We start from the raw sequence: 23,866 nt of genomic DNA, 5'->3' as shown, positions 1-23,866 counted from the left end.
CGCCATGATTGTCCACGCCCTGCTTGCCGCGCTTGCGCTCACCACCGGCCAGACGCCGAACGCCACCTCCTCGCGCGGCACGGTGGTGCCCACCTTGCCGTTCCCCACGGGCGAGGTGCAGACCCTCAACCTCATCGAGTGGAACTCGCAACAACTGCCGCGCATCTACGAGCGCTCGGATCAGCTGCCGCTCACGGACGAGGAGGTGGCCAAGCTGTCCAAGGCCGGCTTCTCGTCCGCGCAGCTGGTGAAGATGATCGAGGAGCGCCGGTGCGCTTGTGACGCCAGCGCGGACGGGCTCATCCGGCTGAAGCAGGCCGGGGTGCACGCGGACGTGCTGTCGGCCATCTCGCTGCACTCGCTGCCGCCCAACCGGGCGCTGAACCTGCTGGTGACGCTGGACTTCACGGGCGAGAGCCGCGGCGCGCGCGAGGCCTTCCTCTACTTCTTCGTGGAGGACGGAGACGTGACGCGGGTGCTGAGCCTCAACATCCCGGAGCTGCTGTCGAACCAGAACGCGCACGACACGATGGTGGACCGCAGCGACATCCTCCGGGCGCGGACGGTGCGCCGCATCCAACTGCCGGGGAGCGTGCCGCTGAAGACGTATGGTCCGCACCGGGTGATGGTGGCCGCCAGCGCGAAGCCCACGCTCACGCACCCCTCGGAGCTCACCGCGCAGGAGCGGGCCAAGGCCCAGCTCTACACCTTCGAGTACCCGCGCTCCTCGTTACAGAGCCTCTGCCGGCTGACGGCGGGGTACCGGCAGGACGCGGTGCTTGGCTACAAGTGGCGCTTCGAGGGCAGCCGCTTCGAATGCGAATGGAACTAGGAGAGCACGCCCCATGAACACGCGACTCATCGTCTCCGCCAGCCTCGCCGCCATGCTCAGCGCCTGCTACGTGGGCGGCCCCCGTGCGTACACCCGCGGCACGTACGAGGATCCGAACACCATCGAGATGCTGTCGGACGAGTTCAACGAGAACGACCTGCAGCTCATCGCGAAGAAGATGGCCGAGTCCCTGTCCAACTCGCCGCGCTTCGCCCAGACGGACCCGCAGCGGCTGCCCATCGTCCTGGTGGGCAAGCTGAAGAACAGCACCTCGGAGCACATCGACATGCGCTCGCTGGGGGACAAGATCCAGACGGCGCTGGCGCAGACGGGCCGGTTCGCGCTGGTGGACCAGCAAGCGCGCTGGGACATCGCCGAGGAGTACGAGTACCAGGGGTCTGGCTACGTGGACCCGAACCAGGCCAAGGGTCCGGGGCAGCAGGTGTCCGTGGACTTCATCATGACGGGAGACCTGGCCTCCATCATCCAGGAGGTCGGCAACGACAAGCTCGTCTATTACAAGATGACGGCGAAGCTGAACAACGTGCGCAACGGCCTCATCGAGTGGACGGACGAGAAGCAGATCCGCAAGAAGTTCGAGCGCCGGGCCGTGGGCTGGTGACGCGCCGCCGAGGGCTTGGGTGAGCCACATGCCCCGTCGCCTCGGCAGGAGCCCACACCTTCAGGTGCTGGGGCTGCTCATGCTGTTGGGGCCTCTGCTGCTGGTGGGGTGCGCGGGAGACTACGTGGCGCGCACCCACGGCATCCGCGAGGCCTACCAGGCGGAGAACTACCCGCGCGCCCTGGAACTGCTGGACCACGAGGGCGAGCACGGGAACCCGAATGACCAGCTGCTGGTGCTGCTGGACCGGGGCATGGTGCTGCACTCCGCCGGGCGCTGGGAGGAGAGCATCCAGGTGCTGGGGCAGGCGGACCGGCTGTCTCGGGAGCTGGATGGCATCTCCCTCCGCGAGGAGGCGGGCGCGCTGCTGAGCAACGAGCGCCAGCGGGCCTACCGGGGCGAGGACTTCGAGAAGCTGATGATCTCCGTGCTCCAGGCGCTCAACTACGCGCAGCTGGGGAGGGACGAGGACGCGCTCGTCGAGGTCCGCCGCGTCAACGAGCGGCTGCGGAGGATGGTGGTCGAGGAGAAGAAGCCGTACGAGCAGCTCGCCATCGCGCGCTACCTTGGCGGGGTTCTGTACGAGGACCAGCGCGAGTGGGACTCGGCGTACATCGACTATGCGAAGGCGCTCGAACTGGAGCCCCGGCTGGGCGCGCTGGGCGAGCCGCTGCTCCGGCTGGCGAAGAAGACGGGCCGGGACGACGTGTACCAGGACCTGCTCCAGAGGTTCCCAGGCTTGTCTCACGAGCCGCTCGGGCCGGAAGAGGGGCAGGTGGTGGTCGTCGTGGAGGCGGGGCTCTCGCCGGAGAAGCAGTCCATGAACCGCCCCTACGCGCCGAATGCCGTGGAGCTCATCACCGTGCCCGTGTACCGGGACCGGAGCAGCACGGCCCGGGCGCAGGTGAGTGTGGGCGGTGACTGGCAAGGGACGGTGACGGTGACGTCCCTGAGCACCGTGGCGAAGGTCCACCTGGAGGACCGGGTGGGCCGGATGGTGGCGAAGCAGCTGGCGGGGGCGTTGGTGAAGGGAGGGCTGGCGGCGGGGGCAGGGGCGGCGACCCAGAGCAAGGAGGTGGCTTACCTGACGTTCCTGCTGCTCAACCTGGCCAACGAGCCGGACCTGCGCTCCTGGCTGTCGCTGCCGGCCGAGTTCCAGCTCGCGCGCTTCCGGCTGCCCGCAGGCAGGCACCAGGTCCAGGTGGAGTACGCCGGGAGGGTGACTTCGCGTGAAGTGGAGGTCCGTCCGGGGCGGGTTTCGTTGGTGGTGATGAGGCGCTACTACTGAACCCGTTCCATCTGATGTAGGGTCCGCGCCCCAATGTCGCCGGTCGTGGCCACGGTCGCCACCTACTCGTTCATCATCCTGTTGGGAGCGCTCGTTGGCGCGATGGTGGTGGTGTTTACTGAGCGGGCCACCCGGCTGGTGACATTCCTGGCGTTCGCCGCCGGGGTGATGCTGGGGGCGGCCTTCTTCCACATGCTCCCGGAGGCCTTCCACAGCGGGGGCTACCCGTCCTTCACGCTGGTGCCCGCGGGGTTCGTCTTCCTGGTGGTGCTGGAGCGCTATTTCCTCTCCCACACCTGCGAGGAGCCGCTGAACTGCACGGAGCACGCGCACCACGGGCTGGGGCTCGCCGCGCTCGTGGGGCTCTCGGTGCACACGCTGATTGATGGGCTCGCGCTGGGCTCGGCGGTGAACGAGGGCGTGGGGCTGATGGCCTTCATCGCCATCGTCTCGCACAAGGTGCCGTCCTCGCTGTCGCTGGCCTCCATCCTCAAGTCCGAGGGCAAGAGCACCTCCGCCATCCTGGGCTACTCCACCTTCTATGGGCTGATGGTGCCGGTGGGGGCGGGGCTCTACTTCGCCTCGAACGCGGCGCTGCGCATCGAGAAGTTCTCGCCGTGGGCCTTGGCGTTCTCGGCGGGCACCTTCCTCTATATCGCCGTGTCGGATCTGCTCCCGCACGTCAGCCGGCACGGCAAGGAGCGGCAGGGGCGCAACCTGGTGGCGCTCTTTGGCGGCCTGCTGCTGATGCTCGCGCTGGCGCGCTTTACGGAACACTGAGACGGCATCTACCCCAAAGGTGAGGGCAAGCCGCTTCGAGGGCCGTTATGTTCCAGGCTCCTTCCAGAGGAGGAGCGGACACACGTCATGGCGCTGCACACTGGGGGCTCCAGGCTGACGAGGTGGGCGCGGAAGCACCCGCTCGGGACGGGGCTGCTCATGGTGGTGGGACTCTTGGCCGTCTTTGGGGTGGCCCGCTCGCTGCGAGGAGCCGAGGTGGAGGCCCTGCGCGTCCGCTCGGGGCCTCTCGTCCACCGGATTGTCGTGAGCGGGCGGGCCTCTCCTCCAGCGCTGGTGTCCGTGGCCAGTGTGCTCTCCGGGACGGTGGAGACGGTGGCGGTGGAGGAGGGCGCCCAGCTGGAGCCCGGTCAGCTGATGCTGAAGCTGCAGTCCGCCACGCTGGAGGCGGACGTGGCTCGCGCTCGCGCCGGAGTCCTCCAGGCTCGGGCTCGGCTCAAGCAGTTGCTGGATGTGAGCGCGCCACAGCGGGCGCAGGCCGTCCGGCAGGCCGAGCTGGAGCGGGACCAGGCAGAGCGCGCCTTCGAGCGGGCCCAGAAGCTGCGGGAGGAGGGCGCCCTGACGCAGGAGCAGCTCGAGCAGGCCCAGAGCGCGCGAGAGGTGGCGCGCAGCCGTCTGTCGAGCGTCCAGGCCCAGGCCACCGCCAGCGCTCAAGGGGGAGCCGAGGTCCGGCTCGTGGAGGCTGGGGTGGAGCAGGCCGAGGCGGAGCTGAAGGCGGCCCAGGAGCGGCTCGACGACGCCACGCTGAGGGCGCCGGTGCGCGCGGTGGTGCTGCGACGGCAGGTAGAGCCGGGGGACTCGGTGCAGCCGGGCCGGGTGCTGCTGACGCTGGCCCGGGTGGGGGAGACGCGCCTCACGGTGGAGCCGGATGAGCGCAGCCTCGCCTTCCTCCAGAAGGGACAGCCCGCGCAGGCGTCCGCGGATGCATTCCCCAAGGAGCGCTTCGCCGCGACAGTGGAGACGGTGGCGCCGTCAGTGGATCCAGATCGGGGCACAGTGGAGGTGAAGCTCGCGGTGCCGCAGCCACCGGGCTACCTGAGGCCGGGGATGACGGTGTCCGTGGAGATCGAGGTGGGGCGAAAGGAGCGCGCGCTCCTGTTGCCCACGGAGGGGGTGAGGGACACGGCCTCGGAGCAGCCATGGGTGCTGGTCCCTCAGGATGGGCGAGCGGTGCGCAAGGACGTGACGCTGGGGCTGCGAGGCGAGGAGCAAGTGGAGGTGGTACAGGGGCTGGCCGAGGGCGAGCTCGTCCTGACGTCCTCCAAGCTGCTGCCGGGCCAGCGGGTGCGGCCACGGGTGCGAGAGGGGCGGTGAGGGGACATGCCGTTCGAGCTCTTCGTCGCGTTGCGCTTCCTCCGGGAGGGCCGGGCCCAGACGGTGTTGATCCTCGCGGGAGCCTCGGTGGGGGTGGCGGTCATCGTGTTCCTCTCCGCGCTGATTGATGGGCTCCAGGCCAGCCTCGTGGCGAAGACGCTGGGCTCTCAGCCGCACATCATTGTCCGGGCGCCGGAGGAGGTGGCACGGCCGCTGACGCGCTCTCCGGAGTCCCTGCTCCAGGTGGTGCGGCCCGCGCAGCGGCTGCGGTCCGTGGATCAGTGGCAGCAGGTGCGCGAGCTGCTCGAGCGCACGCCCGGGGTGGAAGCCGTGGCGCCGGTGGTGTCCGGGCCGGGCTTCGCGGCCCGAGGCACGGCGAGCCGGTCGGTGGCCATCCGGGGCGTGGAGCCGGAGCCGTTCTCGCAGGTCATCGACGTGCCGTCGCGGCTGGTGGCGGGCGCGTGGCGGCTGCGCGGCTCCGAGGCGGTGATTGGCCAGGAACTGGCGAAGGACCTCGGGCTGGAGGTGGGGGACAAGCTGCGGCTGTCCACGGCGGAGGGGCGCTCGGACACGTTCCTCATCACCGGCATCTTCGACCTGGGCAACAAGGACGTGAACGGGCGCTGGGTGCTGGTGCCGCTGCGCTCGGGGCAGACGCTGCTGGACCTGATGGGCGGGGTGTCGTCGCTGGAGCTGAAGGTGACGGACCTGTTCGGCGCGGAGGGGCTCGCGGATGAGCTGCAGCGGCGCACGGGGCTGGTGGCCGAGAGCTGGATGACGCTGAACGCGCAGTTGCTCACGGCGCTGCGCTCGCAGAGCAGCTCGCGGTACATGATCCAGTTCTTCGTCATCGTGGCGGTGGCGCTGGGCATTGCCTCGGTGCTGGTGGTGTCGGTGGTCCAGAAGTCGCGGGAGATCGGCATCCTCAAGGCCATGGGCACGGCCACCTCCAAGGTGATGCGGGTATTCCTCATCCAGGGAGCAGTGGTGGGCGTGGTGGGCTCGGTGCTGGGCAGCGCGATGGGCTCGGGGCTGGCGCTCTTCTTCACGGCGATCGCGCGCAACCCGGATGGCTCGCCCCTGTTCCCCATCACTCTGGAGCCGGGGCTGTTCCTCACGGCGGCAGGCGTGGCGCTCGTGACAGGGCTGGTGGCGGCGGTCGTCCCGGCGCGGCGGGCCTCGCGGCTGGATCCCGCGGTGGTGATCCGCAATGGCTGAGCCCGTCCTCCAGCTCCGAGGCGTCACCAAGGACTACGGGGAGGAGGTCGTCACCCGTGTGCTCTTCGGCGTGGACCTGACGCTGAGGCCGGGCGAGTTCGCGGCGCTGGTGGGCCCGTCCGGCTCGGGGAAGAGCACCCTGCTCAACCTGATCGGGCTGCTGGACCGGCCCACCGAGGGACAGGTGCTCATCCAGGGGCAGGACACCTCTAAGCTGGATGACGACGGGCTGGCGCGGATGCGGGCGCGATCGCTGGGCTTCATCTTCCAGTTCCACCACCTGCTGGGCGCCTTCACCGCGGTGGAGAACGTGATGATGCCGCTGCTGGCGGACCAGGGCTACCCGACGCCCGAGATGCGGGAGCGGGCCCTGGCTCTGCTCCGGGCGGTGGGGCTCGGCGAGCGCGCGGAGTCGCCTCCCAGCAAGCTCTCGGGAGGGCAGCAGCAGCGGGTGGCCATCGCGCGGGCGCTGGTGACGTCGCCGCGGCTGGTGCTGGCGGACGAGCCCACGGGGAACCTCGATACAGGGACCTCGGTGCAGGTGTTCGAGCTGTTGCGCCGCTTCAACGTGGAGCAAGGAACGTCCTTCCTCATCGTCACGCACGATCCCCGGCTGGCCGAGCGGTGTGACCGCATCATCGAGATCGTCGACGGCCGCATCCGCCGGGATGAGCCGGTAGCGCACTGAGCCCGGGAGGCCGAGAGCCCATCTCACCACGAGCCCCTTGGCTTTCGGCCCGCCGGGCTGGAGGATGCGCGCCGCTCCGGCCCGGCACCCCATGGAACGACGCTCCGACTGGTACACCCACCCCAAGTATTACGAGGCCATCTTCGGCACCGACACCGAGAAGGAGATGGATTTCCTGCTCGGGGTGAACCAGCAGTATGGCACCGGCGGCTCGCTGTGGCTCGAGCCAGCCTGTGGCGCCGGGCGGCTCGTTGCGGAGGCCGCGCGCCGAGGGCTCGAGATCGTCGGCTATGACATCTCCGAGCCTATGCTCGCGCACGCCCGTCGGCGCCTGACTCCAGCGCAGCGGCGCCGCATCCGCCTCTCTCAGTCCCGCATGGAGTCGTTCTCCGCACCCGAGCTGGAGGGCCGGGTGGACCTGGCCTTCAACCTCGTGTCCACCTTCCGCTACCTGGACAGCGAGGCTGCCGCCCGCGCGCACTTGGAGAGCACCCGGCGGCTGCTCAAGCCGAAGGGGGTGTACGTGCTCGGCTTCCATCTCACCGAGTACCCGCGAACCACCTTCGAGCGCGAGCGCTGGGTGGGCCGAGTCGGCCGGGACACCGTGGTCTGCAACACCCGCGAGGGGCTGCCGGATCGCCGTCGCCGCCGCTCGCCGATGCGCAACCGCCTGCGGATTACCGGGCCGGGCAAGGACATGCTCATCGAGACCGAGTGGTTCTTCCGCACCTACGACGGGCCCCAGGCGCGGCGCCTCTTCCGCTTGGCGGGGCTGAACCTTTTGGCCACCTATGATTTCGACTATCGTCTGGAGGAGCCGCTCGGTCGAGGGAGCACCCGGCTGGATCGGGTCTTCATCCTCCAGCCTGGCGTCACTTCCTGACGCTGCTTGCGTCACCTTGTGACGAAACTCGTCAGGTGGTCATTTTTTACCCCCGTCTTCAAGTCCCTGATTTCCGGAACAGCACGGTACCCAGGTCGATTTGGCACAAGTAACGCATGGAAAAAATCCCATGTGCCTCTCACCAGGTGCATAGCAGCCGGGGGGGACTGAAGCGCGGAAGGAGGGGCCGCTCCTTCCGCGCTTTAACATTTGCGGGGTGGGGCTCCCCCGCTGGCCAGCCAGGGTGGCGTCGCGGCGCGGGGACGCGCCATTGTTGACGAGAACCTTAGGAGGGCCCGGCATGCGCTTCATGCCTTTAGCGATGCTGATAGCGGCGGCGGCGTGGCTCGCCAGCCGATGGGACGCGCTCCCGGCACGGTGGGTGGTGCACTGGGGTCCCAGAGGCGTGCCGAACGGCTGGGCCACGAAGACGTTCGGAGGGGTCTTCGGGCCGCTCCTGTTCGGAGTGGGACTGGCCCTCTTCCTTGAGCTGATAGCTGTGGCCATCGAGCGCACGAGCCGGACGCGATTCCCCCAGCTTGCGCACGCCTGCGGCAACATCGTGCGCTGGGTGTCCATCGCAGTGGTGGGAATCGTTGCGCTCCTGGCGGTGCTGCTGCCCTCGTCGAGTCCGCCCTCACCGCGGGTCGTCCTGGGAGTGTGCTTTGGGGCGATCGCGCTGGCGCTGGTAGCGGGGGGACGGGGGCTCGCCGTGGCCATGAAGCAGATGAAGGCCGAGGGCGAGTCCCTGCCAAAGGGGTATGGAGCGTTCCTCTATCGCAACCCCGAGGACCGCCGGCTCTGGGTTCCCAAACTGGTGGGGATCGGCTGGACCTTGAACTTCGCCCATCCCGCCGCGTGGCTTCTGCTGGGGTTGCTACTGATGCCCGCGATCGTGACGCTCGTCGTGGCCTTCGTGGTCTCCGGCTAGCGAGGCCGGCGCATAGGAGCGGTTGCGCAGCAGCGCCTCCTCCTCGTGCGAGCCCTTGCGCACCCAGGTGCACTGGTCGCCCTCTCCAAGGTCTCTCGGTTTCTCCTCGAAGAGTTCAGGGCACTCCTGACGCAGGGTCTCCAGGGCCCGCCCATCCCGTGTCCGCGAGAGGCAGGCGGCGCCGTCGGGCGTCCACGCCGCCTCGAATGACGCGCGCGCCGGATCCCAGGCGGACGAGAGCTCGCGCGTCCGGGCGAGAACCGAGAGGCTGTCGTAGATATCGAGAGGGGTGTCCTCGCGGGTGTGGCTGCGGCCGTTGCCGCAATAGTCCGCCCGCGCCATGCGCGTGCACGCTTGGTGCAGTTCCCGCATTGAGCGCCCGTCCTTGGATTCCCAGGGCGTGTAGCCCCAGCGGACGCACTTGGCGATGGCGCCATTCTCACACGCGAAGGTGAACTGCCCCTCCACATGCTTGGAGGCCCCGGTGGCATCCCAGAGGTCGTTCACGGCCAGCACCCGGGGCGAAGGCACCCGCGCCGTGGCGATGCACGGGTTCTCCCAGGAGGACGTGCGAGGGTTCCAGAGCTCGATCTGGTACCAGAGCAACGCCGGATTCTCCGCCGAGCGCTCCGCGCCACAGAGGGCCACCTCCACGGACGCTCCGTCACTGGCGGTGCCGCGCAGCAGGGCTCCAGCCAGCTGCGCGGGCTCGAGTCCCGGTACGGTCAGCTGGCCCTTCTCCCAGCTCGCGCTCTGGCGCGGAGCGCCTTTCAGGAGAAGGCCGTCCAGGTAGACCGACGTCAGCACGCTGCTCATCGCGTCCTCGGACGTCTGGCGTGCGGTTCCCCAGAGCATCGTGCCCTGGGGCCAGGAGGTGCGCGGGTGGGTCTGGCCCTGGCAGGGCGCGGGCCGCGCAGGCTTGGGACGCTCGGGGACAGCGGCTCGTGTGGAGGTGCTGGCCAGGAGACATAGGAGCAGGATCAGCGAGCTCTTCATGGGAACCTCTTTCTGACGGCAGGAGTGGAGCTGCCTGGGAGAGTGGCCTCGAACCTTGTGGGTTCACTTGGAGGAGGCGCGAGGCAGTCCCGCTATGCAGAGCGCTTCCGGCTTCTCCGCGCGAAGGCCATCAAGGAGCCGGCATGGAGGCGCACACGCGAAAGCCGACGCGAGCGTCTTGGAGCGTGGGGGTCCCTGCCTGGCGATTGGCGATCAGGGTGCTCACGCGCTCGAAGTACCAGGCGCCTCCCAGGAGGACATATTCGCCGAGGTCCTGGGTCTCGGCGCGGGCGAGCTCGAAGATGTTGCCGGCCATGTCGTGCAGCCCGAAGGGGCTCACGGAGGCCGGGTGCGCGCCGGCCTCGTCGGGCCCGAAGGCGTCAGGCCGGCGGCCGTAGGTCAAATCGAAGTTGCCGTGGTCATTCAGGAGGATGTCGCCATGAGGATACTTGCGATCATCCGCGCCGCTGGCCGCGCGCATCCACTCGAGTTCACCGCACAGCCGCGCTCCCGGCAGGCGCCCGGAGGACGACAGCCACGCGAGGTAGGGCTCGAAGCGGCTGGCGGAGACGCCCGAGAGGGGAAAGCGGCGCCAGTCCTGCTCCTGGCGGTGTCTGCGTCCCGGGTAGCGGATGGGCTCGCCCTCGCGCGCTTCGAGCACCTGTCCGTTCACCAGGAAGAAGGAGTAGCTCCAGCCGCCCTCCGGCAAGTGCCGCAGCATGATGGCGCTGTTGCCTTGATCCCGGTGCGGGGTCTCGAGGAGGCGCCGAGCCGCGTCTTCCGGACGCAGCGTCTTTAAATAGAGCAGCCAGTCGCCCAGGGTGACCTCGGTTCGTCCGATGAGGTATCCCTCGGAGAGGCAGCGCCGGTGCAGCGGCGCGCTGTGCAGGAACTCGCGCTCCTCTTCTGGTGCATTGCTGCCCATGAGGAAGCAGCCCGGGGGGACGTAGACATAGCCCGCAGGTACCTCGCTCGCCCTGGGCAGGCGAAGGCGGAGCTGCTCCCGCTGGCCGCGCTCGAGCAGCAGGGGCAGCTCCACGGGGGCGTGGCCCTCTCGCGTGAGGCGGAGGTGATAAGCCCCGGCCGGGAGTGGCAGGCGGATGGCGGAGTGGGTGGAGAGGGGCTCGATGCCGTCAACGGGCGCTTCCTTCCGGAGCCCGTGAGAGTTCACATAGCGCGTCAGCTCGACGTGCGCGCCCGGGGGCTCGGTCTCGAGCTCGAGCGTGGCCGGTGCGTGGAGCAGGGCGCTCGACTCCGGGTGCTTGGAAGCGAGCCTCTCGAAGCGGTCCAGCAACGGGGCACGCTCCTCCGGACGGTGGAAGCGCTCTGTCAGCGCGATGTGCTCAAGGAGGATCTTCAGCAGGAGTTGGAGCGCTTCGGGCTCCTCGTGGCCGCGATCGAGCACCTCCTCGAGGCTGTGCTCGGCCTGGCTGAGCGTGGAGTCAGCTTGCCTGTACTCGTCGAGCGCCTGGCCCCAGTGCTCCTCGGCGCTCAGCCAAAGGCCCAGCGGATCCAGGGCTTCCTGGGCCGCGGTAGGGCCCGGAGGCTTGCCCGCGAACAAGGCGAGGGCCAGCTCCCGGTTGGTGCTGGAGCGCTGGCCCTGCGCCTGGCCCTCCGCCATCAAGACACGGGCCTGCTCCATGCGTGCACTGACGAAGCGCTGGACCGCCAAGTGCTCCTGCAGGCGGAGCCCTCCATAGGAGCCAGCCACGGTGAGCAGGAGCAGGAGCGCGATGAGTCCACGGCGCAGGCTCTGGCGGCGCACGGCGCGGTGGGACGCTCGCAGGAAGGACCGCTCGCGCACTCCCAACAAGGTGGCGTCGAGCGCGCGGGCCTCGGTGAGCTGCCGCGCCTTCCAGAGCAGCTCGTCCGCATGGCGGAGGCGCTCCCACTCCGCGCTTACCTCGACCAGCCGTTGGCGGAGCGCGCGAAGGCCCGCGTCCTCATCGAGCCAGTGGCGCAACGTGCTCCAACTCGCGATGAGAGCCTCGTGGGTCAGCTCATAGCTTGCCCCGCCAGCCTCTCCCCGTGCATGCAGCAGGCGTCCTTCAATGAGCACCCGCAGGGCGGTCCGGGCCTCCGCCGAGCTGCTGGTGAGCTCCTCCTCGGTTCGTGCGCTCCGGGTGCCCTCTGGGGTGATGAGGTGGCCGAGCAGGCGCCGCGCGGCCTGTTGCTCGGCCCGATCAAGGCGCGCGAGCACGCCGTCCGCATGCCGTGACAGCGCGCCGGCCACTCCATCCATCCCCTCCAGCGCCGCTCGAGTGATGCAGTGCCTCTCCGTGTCGCGGCGCTCCCAGAGCTCCGCCAGGGTGAACTGAAGGAGCGGCAGGCTGCCCGAGCCTTGCGCCGTGGCCTCGACAAGAGTCTGGACGAGGGCCTCCGACTCGAAGACGACGCCGTGGCTACGAGCGGGGCCGGTGATGGCCTCGCGCACTCCGTCCGGGGAGAGGGGCCGAAGCAGGTAGAGCGCGCGCTCGACGGCATCTCCCAGGCTCGGCAGCGCGCCGACGCGGGTCAGGAAGTCGCCGCGCGACGCGAGGAGCACATGCACGCCGGGAGCGGGCAGGGCGAGCTCTCCCAGCAGGCTCGCGAACCGTGCCGCCTGAGCAGGCTCGCTGAGCGTGACGAGTTCTTCGAGCTGATCGACGAAGAGGAGCAGGCCGCGTCCCTGCTGGCACGTCTCGCGGAGCGCGGGCCCCAGCCAGTCCGGCTCTCCGTTGAGCCGGGTCCCAAGCTCCGCCTCCGGGAGTCCCAGCACGGGGGCGAGCGCCGCGGCCAGCGCCGCCACCGGACGGCGGCCGGGCTCCAGCGTGACGGTGGAGAAGTTGAGGAACTCATCGAGCGCACCGCGGGCCGCACGCGGCAGGATGCCCGCCCGGCAGAGAGAGGACTTGCCCACCCCCGAGTCTCCCGTGACGAGCACGACGGGCTGGTGGCGCAGCCGCTCGATGACGGCGCGGATGTCGGCGTCGCGGCCGAAGAAGTGCTCGCGGTGCTCGGCCTCGAAAGGGGCCAGTCCCCGGTAGGGATTGCCGGTGGGGAGCGTGGCTGCTGCGTGGAGGGGCTCGAGCCGCTCGAGCTCGGCGCAGAGCGCCTCTGCCGAGGGAAAGCGCGCCTGTGGGTCAGCGTGCAGGCAGCGCTCGATGAGGGCGGCGAACTCCGGGGCGAGCCCTGGGACGCGCTCCGGGAGCGTGTGGGCCGGGGGCGCTTCTTCCGGGGCGGGCGGGCCGGAGCGGTGCCGCGAGGGCAGCGTGCCCGTGCAGAGCTCGTAGAGGATCAGTCCGAGCGCATAGAGGTCGCTCTGGGGGGTCGCCAGCTCTCCTCGGAAGAGCTCCGGGGCCATGTAGCGCGGTGTCCCCGCGGGGGTGCGCACCCCGGTGGACTCCGCGCGCGCGCTGGAGTCCACGAGCTCGGCCAGGCCGAAGTCGAGCAGCTTCACCTCTCCCTCGGAGGTCAGGAAGAGATTATCGGGCTTGAGGTCGCGGTGGAGCACGCCTTGACGATGTGCCGCCGCGAGCCCCTGCGAGAGTCCGATGCCCAGGTCGAGCACGCGCCGCCAGGGGAGCGGCAGGGCGAGGCGGGCGAGGCTGGAGCCGGTGAGGTACTCGGAGACGATGTACGGATGACCCTCGATCTCGCTGGCGCTGAACACGGTGACGACATGGACGTGGTTCAGGCGGGCGATGGCGCGCGCCTCTGTCTGGAAGCGCTCGCGGGCCCGGGCATCGGGCCAGGGCGCCGCGATGAACTTCACCGCGACGTGCCGGTCCAGGGTGCGATCCTGCGCCAGATAAACGATGCCCATGGCGCCGCGGCCGAGCGGCCGGACCAGCCGGAACTGGTGGAACTCCTCGGGGGGCGTCCAGTCAGCCGGGACAGGCTCGGCAGGCTCGGCGGGTTGGGAGGAGAAGACTGGGAGGACTTCTTGGCTCAGGCCCCCGCGAGTAACGGCGACGAGTAGCTCGCAGCAGCTCTTGCACCGGGCCGCGTGCGCATGGACACGTTCCCGCTCCTCCAGCGTCAGCTGGCCGTCAACCAAGCCTGCCAGGAGCTCGTCCGTGAGACAGGGCGATTCAGCCAGCGCGGAGGTACGCAGCATGGGAGCCATGACAGACGACACCAATCTCCGCCCACCCGTCAAGGAGGGCGGTAGACTGAGAACAAGAGAGGTAGGGTGGTGCGATGGAAAAGCCGCCACAGGATGACGAAGCGTTCGAGAGTTTGATTCGGCGCGCCTGGGAGGCCGGGCGGCGCAAGTGGCCAGAAGTGGACTTGCCCACGGAGGTTTTCAGCCTCCACCTCACCGGGCTGCTGACCCAAGCTCCCGAGGATGTACCGCTCGCGGTCCATATCGAGCAGCTGGACCTCGAGGGCCTGTATCTCGCGTGCGCCTGTGTGAGCGGCGTGCCCGGAGCCAGCGAGCTCTTCGAGCACCAATACATGGCGAGACTTCCCGCGTTGTTGGGCTACCTCAAGCTCTCCCACACGACGCTGGACGAGGTCTGCCAGCAGCTCCGGATGCATCTGCTGTTGAGCACGCCCGAGGCGCCGCCCCGGCTTGCCTCGTACACCGGGCGGGGAGCCCTGCTGAGCTGGATGAAGGTCATCGCCGTGCGCATGGCGATCCGGCAAGGCGTCTCGGTCCGGGCGGTCAGTGAGGAGGCGGGCCTTGCGGCGCTCGAGGAGCTGCCGACGCTGGGAACGGACGCGGAGCTGGCGCTGGTGAAGAGCCGCTACCGCCACGAGTTCCGGCGGGCCGTGCGCGCGGCCTTCGCCGCCCTTTCGGACGATCAGCGCTACCTGCTGCGGCTGCACTTTCTCGAGGGGCTGCCCACGACGCGGATGGGGCCGCTGTTTGGCAAGGATCAGTCGACGATCTCCCGCTGGCTCAAGGATGTGCGGCAGCGGGTGTATGAGGAGACGAAGCACCGCCTCCGAGAGACGCTGCGCCTGTCCTCTCAAGAGTTCGACAGCCTCATGACCGCCATCCAGAGCCGGTTCGACGTGAGCCTCAGCCAGATCCTGGGACAGGAAGAGGGCGGCGAAGCAGGGCACTGAGGGTAGGGGCATCACGACTGTATGGAGACAGGGAGCGGCCGCGCTATGCAGGCGCAGGGGAAATCTCTGCATAGCGGGCGTGCCGCGTGGCTCTCTTCGTCGCTCTCGCAGAGAGCCATTCGGGAGGGGAGCATGCGGCAAGGACTTGTGGCGGCAGTGCTCATTCTGGTGGGGGCGGCAGGGTGCGCGGGGAGGGGTAGGGTTCCCACGGAGGAGCGGTGGAGGGAGGCCCAGCGCGCCTTCGACGAGAGCGTCCGGCTGAAGGATGAGGGGCGCTACACCGAGGCGGTCCCGATCGCGGAGCGCGCGTTGCACCTGCGCGAGGAGCTCCTTGGCAGGACACATCTGGAGGTGTCCCACTGCCTCCACCTGCTCGGCGAGGTTCATTGGCGGATGGGTGCCTATGCCCGCGCCGAGCCGCTGATGCGGCGCGAGCTGGCGATTCGGGAGCAAGTGCTCGGCAAGGAGCATCTCGACGTCGCCACCACACTCAACAACCTCGCCTCGCTCTTCTTCGTCCAGGGTCTCCAGGCCCAGGCCCAGCCCCTGTATGAGCGTGCGCTGGCCATCCGCGAAGCGGCGCTGGGCACGCATCACCCCGATGTCGCGATGTCGTTGAACAACCTCGCCACCCTCCTGGATGACCAGGGGCTCTACGCCCGGGCCGAGCCCTTGCATGAGCGGGCGCTGGCCATCCGCGAGCGCGCTCTGGGCAAGAAGCACCCCTCTGTCTCCGCGTCGCTCACCAACCTCGCCAACCTCTACAAGAACCAGGGGTTCTACGCCCGGGCCGAGCCCCTGTACGAGCGGGCGATCCGCATCTGGGAGGCTGCGAGCGGCCGCGACCACGCCGATCTGGCCATCGCGCTCAACAGCCTGGCCAACCTCTATCGGGAGCAGGGGCTCTATGCCCGGGCGGAGCCGCTCTACGAGCGAGCCATCGCCATTCGCGAAGCGGCCCTCGGCCAGAACCACCCGGATGTCGCGGCCACGCTCAACAACCTGGCCGTCCTCTACGATGACCGGGGGCTCTACTCCCGGGCCGAGCCCCTGTATGAGCGCGTCCTGGCCATCTGGGAGCAGTCCCAGATCCAGCAGCATCCCCATGTCGCGGCCACGCTCAACAACCTGGCCCTCCTCTATCAGCGGCAGGGGAACGCGAGCAGGGCCCAGCAGCTGCATGAGCGTGCGCTCGTCATCCGCGAGGCGGTGTTTGGCGAGCACCATCCTGTCGTGGCCGTCTCGCTCAACAACCTCGCCAACCTCTACAAGGAGCAGGGGCTCTATGCCCGGGCCGAGCCGCTGTATGAGCGCGCCTTGGCCATCCGGGAGGAGGCGCTGGGCCAGAGTCATCCCGACGTGGCGGAGTCGCTCAATGATCTCGGCAACCTCTATGCGTGCCAGGGGCTCTATGCGCAGGCCGAGAGGCTCTACGCACGTGCACTGGCCCTCCGGGAGGCCGCGCTGGGGCAGAGCCATATGCTCGTGGCCGCCTCGCTCACCAGCTTGGCCCTCCTCTATCAGCGCCAGGGGCTCCACGACAGGGCCAGGCCCCTGTATGAGCGAGCGCTCGCGGTAGGGGAGGAAACCCTGGGCAAGCACCATCCCCAGGTCATCACCACACTCCTTCACCTCGCCCGGTTCTCCCTCTCTCAGCAGCGTCTTGCCGAAGCCCTGCCGTTCTATGCGCGGGCCTTCACCGCCTCCGAGGTGTTCCTGCGCCGCGAGCTCCTTGGCGTCTCGGAGGTGCGCCTGACCCGTTACCTGGGCCTTCTGCGAGGAGAGGAGGAGGAGCTCTATGCGCTCGCCAGCGCGCATCCGGAGGAGCCCCGCGTGCGCCATCTCGCCCTCGCCGCCGCGCTCCTCCGGAAGGGCCGCTCGGTGGAAGAGCTGACCCACCTCTCCCACCTCATCTCCCGCGGCTTGGGGGAGGAGGATCGCAGGACCTTCGAGAGCCTGCGCGCCGTGCGGACCCAGCTCTCCACGCTGGCGCTCTCGGGCCCCGGCACGCTCTCGCCGGCGGACCATCAGCTTCGCCTCCAGCAGCTCGCCGACGAGGGGGATGCCCTCGAGGCAGGTCTCGCCAAGCGCTCGGCGCCGATGCGAGCCCTGTCCTCGCTCCCGTCTCCCGAGGAGATCATCCCTCGTGTGGTCAAGGCCCTCCCACGGGGGAGCGCGCTCGTCGAGTTCGTCGCCTACCGGGACAGCCTGCTCATCCCCATGCGTGGCGCGCTCGCCTCGCAGGCGCCTGCGTCCCTGCGCTACCTCGCGCTCCTGCTGTTCGCGGATGGCCGCACCCATGCGGTGGATCTCGGCCCTGCGGAGCGCATCGATCGCGCTGTCCTGCGCTTGCATCAGGCGCTCGAGAGCCGGACGGCGGACGCTTCCGCCGCAGCCCAGGTCCTCTACCAGCGCGTGTTCCGTCCCATCGCGCCACACCTCGGCAAGGTGCAGCGACTGTTCGTCTCACCCGATGGCCAGCTCGCGCTCGTCCCGTTCGCCGCGCTCCACGACGGCCGCCGCTACCTGGTGGAGCGCATGGACATCACCTATCTCACCTCGGGCAAGGAGGCGCTGCCGCGTCCCGAGGAGCTGCCGCTTGCCAACTCCGTGGTCGTCCTGGCCGATCCTCAGTTTGTCCCCGCTCTCGCTGCTCCCTCCCTGGACAGCGGAGGGGTGCCCGCCCTCACGAAGCGCTCTGCCTCCGTGGAGCGTGTCCTCTCCGCGCAGCGCTCGGAGGGGAGCGATCAGCCCTGGCCTTCGCTGCCCGGCACACGCAAGGAGGCCGAGACCATTCACCGCCTGTTTCCCGAGGCGCGGCTCCTGCTGGGGCCCGCCGCCACCAAGGAGGCGCTGTTGACGCTGAAGCCGCCGGGGATCCTTCACGTCGCCACCCACGGCTTCTTTCTCGAGGATTCCACCCCTTCAGGCTCCACCCGGGCCGTGGGCTACTTTGGTGCCGCCGGTGACGCGGGACCGCAGCAGCCCCTCGCCGATCCTTTGCTGCGCTCCGGACTGGTGCTCGCGGGCACGAGGGCCCCGCCGGGGCCGCCCAGGGCGCTTGCCCGTGAGGACTCCCTTGTCACAGCCCTGGAGCTGGCGGGGCTCGACTTGTGGGGCACGCAGCTGGTGGTGCTGTCGGCCTGCGACACGGGACGGGGGGAGGTGCGCCTCGGCCAGGGGGTCTACGGCCTGCGCCGGGCCCTGATGGTGGCCGGTGCCGAGTCGCTGGTCACCAGCCTCTGGAAAGTCGATGACACGGTGACCCACCAGCTCATGGCGCTCTACTACCAGCATCTGCTGGCGGGAGAGGGCCGCTCCGCCGCGCTGCACCAGGCGATGCGGACCCTGCGCCAGACACAGCCGCATCCGCACTTCTGGGCGCCGTTCATTCTCGCCGGCCAGGCTGGGCCCTTGCGTGGGCTGGAGGCTCAGGCCCAGCCCTCGCCTTGACGGTGCTCCTCGCCAAAAAAGTGTGCATAGCCCGAGCGCCCGGAGCCTCCCTTGTGAACAGAGGCCCCAGTTCCGCTCTCACGGACAGGCAGCTTCTGTCTCACACGAGGTCAGGGGCGCATATGCACCAGCTCAAGCAGTGGCTGAGGTTAGGGAGGCCAACCGGACTGATTCTTTCCTTGCTCCTGGGGGGGCTGTGCCTCGGAAGCCTGGGCTGCGGTGACGCCGCCGCTGGCCCTTCCGGAGGACACTTCTCTCCTCGGCCGAGCACCGCGGGGCGCTCGGAGCGGAGGGTGTCCACTCTGGAAGGAGCCTGGAGTGCGACAGGCTCCATGGCGCAGGGACGGCTGCTGCACACCGCGACGCTGCTGGGGGATGGGCGGGTGCTGGCCATGGGCGGTTACAACCGCTCGGCGGAGCTCTACGAGCCCACCTCGGGCACCTGGAGCCGCACGGCGGATGCGCTCAACACCCACCGCGCGGCCACGGCGACGCTGCTGCCCAATGGACGGGTGCTGATCGCTGGCGTGGGCGGGGCCGAGTGGAACAGCGGCATCTCCTCGGAGGTGTACGATCCCACGAGTGGCACCTGGGCCCCCTCCGGCAACATGGTGACGCCCCGGCTCTACCACACGGCCACGTTGCTGCCGGGCGGCCGGGTGCTGGTGACGGGAGGGGCGGACAGCGAGTCCGGGGGAGGCGCGCTGTCCTCGGCCGAGCTGTATGACCCGGCTACCGGCACCTGGACCGCGACGGGGCCGCTGGCCGTGGCCCGCCGCAACCACACGGCGACGCTGTTGAGCGGCGGCCGGGTGCTGGTGACGGGAGGCACGGACGGCGGTGGCCAGCTTCTGGGCTCGGCCGAGGTGTATGACGCGGCCACGGGCCGCTGGAGCGCCGTGGGGAGCCTGGCCACCCCGCGCGCTTCCCACACGGCGACGCTGCTGGCTGATGGCAAGGTGCTCGTGGCAGGCGGTGGCGGCTCCAGCAGCGAGGGCAGCCGCTCCGTGGAGGTGTTGGATCCAGCCACGGGCACGTGGACGGCGAGCGCCAGCATGGCCCAGCCGCGCCGTGCTCACTCGGCGGTGCTGCTTCCCTCGGGACACGTGCTGGTGGCGGGAGGCTTCCATGAGTACGCAGGCATCCTCGCCGCGGCGGAGGTGTATGACCCAGCCCTGGGCACGTGGCAGTCCGCGGGAGCGATGGGGGCGGGCCGCTACCAGCACACCGCGACGCTGCTGGCGGGAGGCCGGGTGCTGGTGGCGGGAGGCTTCAGCAACGGCAGCCAGGCCTCGGCCGAGGTGTATACGCCCCCGGGCCGGCCCTCCGAGCCGCAGCCGCCGACCGAGCCGTCTGGCACCAGCCTCTTCCTCCAGGTCATCGATGTCACAGGCAGTCCGGTGACGGCGGCCGCCGTGTCCACGCAGGGCGCTGTGTTCCCCGTGGACAGCTCGGGCCACCTGTTGCTGGAGAACCTGCCGCCGGGGCGCGTGCGGGCTCGGGTGGACGCGCAGGGCTTCACCTCGGGCTCGGCGGTGGTGGAGCTGGAGGCGGGAGCACACGCGGGAGCCCAAGTGGTCCTGCTGCCGCTGCCGGCGCCCATTCCCTTCCAGGCCGAGCAGGGCGGCGTCATCCAGACGGAGGAGGTGCGGGTCACCCTCCCGGCCGACGCCGTGGTGGATGCGCTGGGCCAGCCGGTCTCCGGGACGGTAGAGGTCACCATCGTCCCGCTGGACCCTACGAGGCAACTGGACGCCATGCCTGGGCCGCTGGAGGGCATCGCCGCCGCGAGTGGTGAGCCGGTGCAGCTGGAGAGCTTCTTCATGGCCGAGGTGAGCCTGTGGAGCCACGGCGCTCCCGCGCAGCTGGCGCCCGGGAAGTCGGCGACCCTGGAGTTCGTGCTGCCGGAGGCCCTGTCCGGCCGGCTCGAGGTGGGCGGCACCGTGCCCGCATGGTGGTTTGATCTGGACGCGGGGATCTGGCGCGAGGAGGGCGTGGGCACCCTGTTCGCCTCGCGGACGCAGCCGGGCCGGCTGGTCTGGAGGCTCCAGGTGAGCCACTTCACCTGGTGGAACACGGATGCGCCGTGGACGGACAAGAGCTGTGTGAATGTCCTGGTCTTGGATCTCGACGGGAGCCCCGTCCAGAATTCCTCGGTGTCCGCGCGCGGCGTCGACTATTCAGGCCAGAGCTTTCCGGTCTACACGAACAGCCAGGGCAGGGCGTGCGTCGAGATCAAGCGGGGCCACACGGCCGACATCTATGCCGGCCGGCCTGGCGGGTTCGCCTCGGACACGGTGAGGGTGACGGGCTCGGCTGAAGCAGCGGTGTGCGGCGGTGGCGCGTGCTCCGAGGTCTCGCTCACGCTGGACTTCCGTGACGACTGTGCACCGGGGGCTTATGAGCCCTGCGCGTATTCAGGGCCTGCGGGAACCGAGGGCCAGGGGGTGTGCCGGGCGGGGCGTCGGCAGTGCAACGTCTTCGGGTCGGGATGGAGTGCCTGCCAGGGAGAGGTGCTGCCGGCGGCCGAGAGCTGCCAGGGCCCCTTTGATGAGAACTGCGATGGGGCGGTGAACGAGGACTGCTCCTGCTCCCTTCTGCAAGGCCAGCCCTGCTACGGCGGCTCACCGTCGACCCAGGGTGTGGGCATCTGCCATGGGGGGACCGTGGCGTGTGATCTGTTCGGCAATGTGAGCTGTGAGGGCCAGCAGCTTCCCCAGCCCGAGGACTGCTCGACGCCCGCGGATGAGAACTGCAATGGCGTGAGTGAAGGCTGTGCCTCCGTGCAGTGGAGATGGAACGCCACGGAGCCCATGGTGGCTGTTCGAGACGGCCACACGGCGACGCTGCTGCCCGATGGGCAGGTGCTCGTCGCGGGCGGAGCCCATGGCAGTGAGCTCGCCTCGGCGGAGCTGTTCAACCCGGCGACGGACAGCTGGAGTGCCACGGGTTCCATGGCCACGCCTCGTGTTGGCCACACGGCGACGCTGCTCCCCAATGGCCAGGTGCTCGTCACGGGAGGGCTCTCCAACTCGAGCCGGCTCGCATCCGCGGAGGTGTACGATCCCGTCTCACGCACCTGGAGCTCTGCCGGTGTCATGAGCGTTCCGCGCGATCGGCACGCGGCGGTGCTGCTGCCCAATGGGCAGGTGCTGGTCATGGGGGGAGGCACCATCCCTGCCAGCCGTAACACGGCGGAGGTGTACGAGCCCGCTTCGCGCACCTGGCGCCAGACGGGCTCCATGGTCATGCGGCGGAATGACCACACGGCGACGGTGTTGCTCAACGGCCAGGTGTTGGTCGTAGGAGGGGACAGTGGGTCCTCCTCGTCAGCGGAGCTGTATGACTCCGCCACGGGCACCTGGCGCGAGACGGGCTCCGTGGCCGGATCCTGGTCCCAACATGCAGCGATCCTGCTGCGGACGGGCCGGGTGCTCCTCCCAGGCAATCCCTCGCAGGTGTACGACCCGGTGGCTGGCACCTGGGGTCAAGCTTCCTCCATGCGCGTGTCTTTCTATCGGCCCAAGGCGACGCTGCTGTCGGATGGCCGGGTGCTCGTGGCGCATGTGTCCTCGAACACTCCCCCGGAAATCTATAACCCGGCGGCGGGTTCCTGGAGCCTGTCCGAGATCGGAATTGAGCGGGTCCGTATGCGGCCGACGCTGACGCTGCTGCGCGACGGCCGGGTACTCGTGGCCGGGGGCCATGGCAGCAGCAGCGGTGTGTCCGCGGAGGTCTACGGCCCCGCTCCGGGGTTCTGGAGTCCTGCCAGCCCACTGTCGATGGCGCGCATGATGCACTCGGCGACACTGTTGCGCGACGGCCGGGTGCTCGTCGCGGGAGGCGCGACAGGCCCCGATGCCGAGATCGCTGCGTCCAGCGCGGAGGTGTACGACGTCGCCGCGGGCGTCTGGCGCCAGACCGGAAGCATGGCGGTGGCTCACGTGGACCACTCCGCCACACTGCTGCGCGACGGCCAGGTGCTCGTCGCCGGGGGAGCCAACAATGAGGAGGTGCTGTCCACGGCGGAGCGGTACGACCCGGCCACGGGCATTTGGAGCTCTGCGGGCGCCATGGCCGCGGGTCGTATCTCCCACACGGCGACAATGCTCCCGGATGGCCGCGTGCTGGCTGCGGGAGGAAGGGACAGCAGCGTGCCCTTATCCTCCGTGGAACTCTACGACCCGGTGACAAACACCTGGAGCGCGGCCGCTTCCATGGCAATGCCCCGCGAATCCCACGGCGCGGTGCTGTTGCCCGGAGGCAAGGTGCTCGTCGTGGGAGGGGCCAATAATATCCAGGGGGTACTCGCTTCGGCGGAGGTGTATGACCCCGGGACAGACTCCTGGAGCGCAGTGGCTCCCATGGGCACGCCGCGCTCCCTCCTCACACTCACGGCGCTACCTGGCGGCCAGGTGCTCGCTGTGGGCAGTGGCTCCGCGGAGGTGTACGACCCGCAGGCCAACACGTGGAGCGCCGTGGGCCATCTCCGCATGAGCATCGAAAGGCACACGGCCACGCTGCTGACGGATGGCCGGGTGCTTCTCACAGGCGGGATGCACTACTTCGGCTTGCCGACGACGGCCGAGCTGTATGACCCGTCCTCGAGGAAGCTGAGCGCGGCTGGCTCCATGTTCTCTTCCAACATCTTCCACACGGCGACGCTGTTGCACAACGGCCGCGTGCTCGTCGTGGGCGGGCTGGGGGGCGCCACCTATCGCACGGTGGGCACCGCAGATTTGTATACGCCTTGAGCCCGAGCGCTGGAGATGACTCCTGGGGCCGGAGTCGCCGGTGGGAACTCCGGCCCTGAGACAGGTTCATGCATAGCTTGCGCGGTCAATGCCTCCTGGGTGTGAGGAACCGGTCACCTCTCGTGAGCCGGAGCCGAGACGAGGGCCTGATGCCCTCGCTTCACCAAGGAGAAGATCATGCTGCGCCGCTTCCTGCTGTTCCTGCTACCCGTGATTGCCGCGTGCGGAGGGACCCTGGACGAGGGGCTGGGCGAGGAGTCACCGGCCGTGGGCACCCCAGCGCCACGGCACGCCCTCACGGACTACACGTCCCCCTATGGCACGGACCACCCGAATGCCTCCGCGGCCGGTGATGCCGACGTCGCGGCGATGGGAGGCATCCAGACCACGAGCGTTCGGTATTGCTCCAGCAATTACAACTGCAGGGGTGCCTGCATCTGCTCCAGCGGCACCTGTGTCCCGGACGGCTTTGGCCCTCCGCCGGAAGGAGACTATTGCAGCGAGCCCCCTGTCCGCTCCTGCACCTCGTCGAGTAGCTGCAGGTCGGGTTGCGCGTGTAGCAGCGGGACCTGCCGGCCGACAGGCTCCGCGACCGATTGCCACTTGCCGTTGCTGGACGCCTACGAAGCCGACAATTCCTACTCCCAGGCCAAGGCGTACCTGGGAACGCCGCAGTACGCGCACAACTTCCATCGCAACGGGGATGAGGACTGGGTGCTCGTGTACATGAGCACTGCGGGGACGGTGGTCTTCGAGACGTTCGACGTGGTGGAGCTGACGGCCGACACCTACCTGCGCGTCTACCAATACCAGAATGGCGCGCCAGGGGCCCTGGTGGGCTCGAACGATGACATCTGCCCGCAATACTACTGGCTGGCCAGCTGTCAGGCCTCGCGAGTCGTGCTCCCCGTGGCCGCGAACACGGCGTACTTCGTCCGCATCACGAACGCGATGACGGTGGACTACCGCGAATACGACACGTCGTATCCCTCGTACAGCCTGCGCATCGCCTACCAGTGATCGAGGGCTCT

At 69.3% G+C, this 23,866-nt stretch carries 15 protein-coding genes; 13 read left to right on the top strand and 2 right to left on the bottom strand.

The annotated features are described in order from the left end of the window. Positions 1 to 4: 4 nt before the first annotated feature. The 9 genes from DB31_RS33905 (at position 5) to DB31_RS33865 (ending at position 8,574) form a co-directional block, all read left to right on the top strand. On the top strand, positions 5 to 832 hold the full coding sequence (locus tag DB31_RS33905; protein WP_044195774.1) for a hypothetical protein: 828 nt from the start codon (positions 5 to 7) through the stop codon (positions 830 to 832). Between the two features lie 13 nt (positions 833 to 845). Further along, positions 846 to 1,454, top strand: coding sequence for a penicillin-binding protein activator LpoB (gene lpoB / locus DB31_RS33900; protein ID WP_044195771.1), 609 nt, complete (start codon positions 846 to 848; stop codon positions 1,452 to 1,454). A 28-nt stretch (positions 1,455 to 1,482) separates the two neighbouring features. After that, complete coding sequence (locus tag DB31_RS33895; protein ID WP_044195769.1) at positions 1,483 to 2,742, top strand: COG3014 family protein; 1,260 nt, start codon at positions 1,483 to 1,485, stop codon at positions 2,740 to 2,742. A gap of 33 nt (positions 2,743 to 2,775) precedes the next feature. Next, entirely contained in the window at positions 2,776 to 3,522 is a 747-nt protein-coding gene (locus DB31_RS33890; protein WP_044195767.1) for a ZIP family metal transporter, read from the top strand. A gap of 87 nt (positions 3,523 to 3,609) precedes the next feature. Continuing rightward, positions 3,610 to 4,854 (top strand): efflux RND transporter periplasmic adaptor subunit, encoded by a 1,245-nt coding sequence (locus tag DB31_RS33885; RefSeq protein WP_052420469.1) that lies wholly within the window; start codon positions 3,610 to 3,612, stop codon positions 4,852 to 4,854. Between the two features lie 6 nt (positions 4,855 to 4,860). Beyond that, positions 4,861 to 6,072: an ABC transporter permease gene (locus DB31_RS33880; RefSeq protein WP_044195763.1), complete on the top strand. Its 1,212-nt coding sequence runs from the start codon at positions 4,861 to 4,863 to the stop codon at positions 6,070 to 6,072. Further along, entirely contained in the window at positions 6,065 to 6,760 is a 696-nt protein-coding gene (locus tag DB31_RS33875; protein WP_044195760.1) for an ABC transporter ATP-binding protein, read from the top strand. The genes DB31_RS33880 and DB31_RS33875 overlap by 8 nt, the downstream gene beginning before the upstream one ends. 91 nt (positions 6,761 to 6,851) lie before the next feature. Continuing rightward, positions 6,852 to 7,643 (top strand): class I SAM-dependent methyltransferase, encoded by a 792-nt coding sequence (locus DB31_RS33870; protein ID WP_044195757.1) that lies wholly within the window; start codon positions 6,852 to 6,854, stop codon positions 7,641 to 7,643. A gap of 301 nt (positions 7,644 to 7,944) precedes the next feature. Continuing rightward, a complete protein-coding gene (locus tag DB31_RS33865; RefSeq protein ID WP_083969025.1) occupies positions 7,945 to 8,574 on the top strand; it encodes a DUF5808 domain-containing protein in 630 nt (209 codons plus the stop codon). Here the strand turns inward: DB31_RS33865 and DB31_RS33860 are convergent. Continuing rightward, on the bottom strand, positions 8,521 to 9,570 hold the full coding sequence (locus tag DB31_RS33860) for an ADYC domain-containing protein (RefSeq protein WP_044195751.1): 1,050 nt from the start codon (positions 9,568 to 9,570) through the stop codon (positions 8,521 to 8,523). The genes DB31_RS33865 and DB31_RS33860 overlap by 54 nt on opposite strands. 130 nt (positions 9,571 to 9,700) lie before the next feature. Next, complete coding sequence (locus DB31_RS33855) at positions 9,701 to 13,678, bottom strand: bifunctional serine/threonine-protein kinase/formylglycine-generating enzyme family protein (protein ID WP_240487008.1); 3,978 nt, start codon at positions 13,676 to 13,678, stop codon at positions 9,701 to 9,703. Positions 13,679 to 13,842: 164 nt separating this feature from the next. Here DB31_RS33855 and DB31_RS33850 point away from each other — a divergent pair, with 164 nt between their 5' ends. The 4 genes from DB31_RS33850 (at position 13,843) to DB31_RS33835 (ending at position 23,855) form a co-directional block, all read left to right on the top strand. Then, the gene (locus tag DB31_RS33850; protein ID WP_240487007.1) at positions 13,843 to 14,628 is read left to right on the top strand and encodes a sigma-70 family RNA polymerase sigma factor; all 786 of its coding nucleotides are present in this window, start codon (positions 13,843 to 13,845) and stop codon (positions 14,626 to 14,628) included. A gap of 132 nt (positions 14,629 to 14,760) precedes the next feature. Next, positions 14,761 to 18,081 carry a CHAT domain-containing tetratricopeptide repeat protein gene (locus tag DB31_RS33845; RefSeq protein WP_044195748.1) on the top strand — a complete coding sequence of 1,107 codons (3,321 nt, stop codon included), beginning with the start codon at positions 14,761 to 14,763 and terminating at the stop codon, positions 18,079 to 18,081. Between the two features lie 293 nt (positions 18,082 to 18,374). Beyond that, the gene (locus DB31_RS45470) at positions 18,375 to 22,835 is read left to right on the top strand and encodes a Kelch repeat-containing protein (protein ID WP_169787132.1); all 4,461 of its coding nucleotides are present in this window, start codon (positions 18,375 to 18,377) and stop codon (positions 22,833 to 22,835) included. Between the two features lie 177 nt (positions 22,836 to 23,012). Then, positions 23,013 to 23,855, top strand: a complete 843-nt coding sequence (locus DB31_RS33835; RefSeq protein ID WP_044195745.1) for a hypothetical protein — start codon at positions 23,013 to 23,015, stop codon at positions 23,853 to 23,855. Positions 23,856 to 23,866: the final 11 nt, after the last annotated feature.

The sequence above is a fragment of the Hyalangium minutum genome (assembly GCF_000737315.1).
GTDB lineage: Bacteria > Myxococcota > Myxococcia > Myxococcales > Myxococcaceae > Hyalangium > Hyalangium minutum.
Note: the sequence above shows the minus strand (reverse complement) of the source record. Positions and strands in the feature narration are given on the sequence as shown.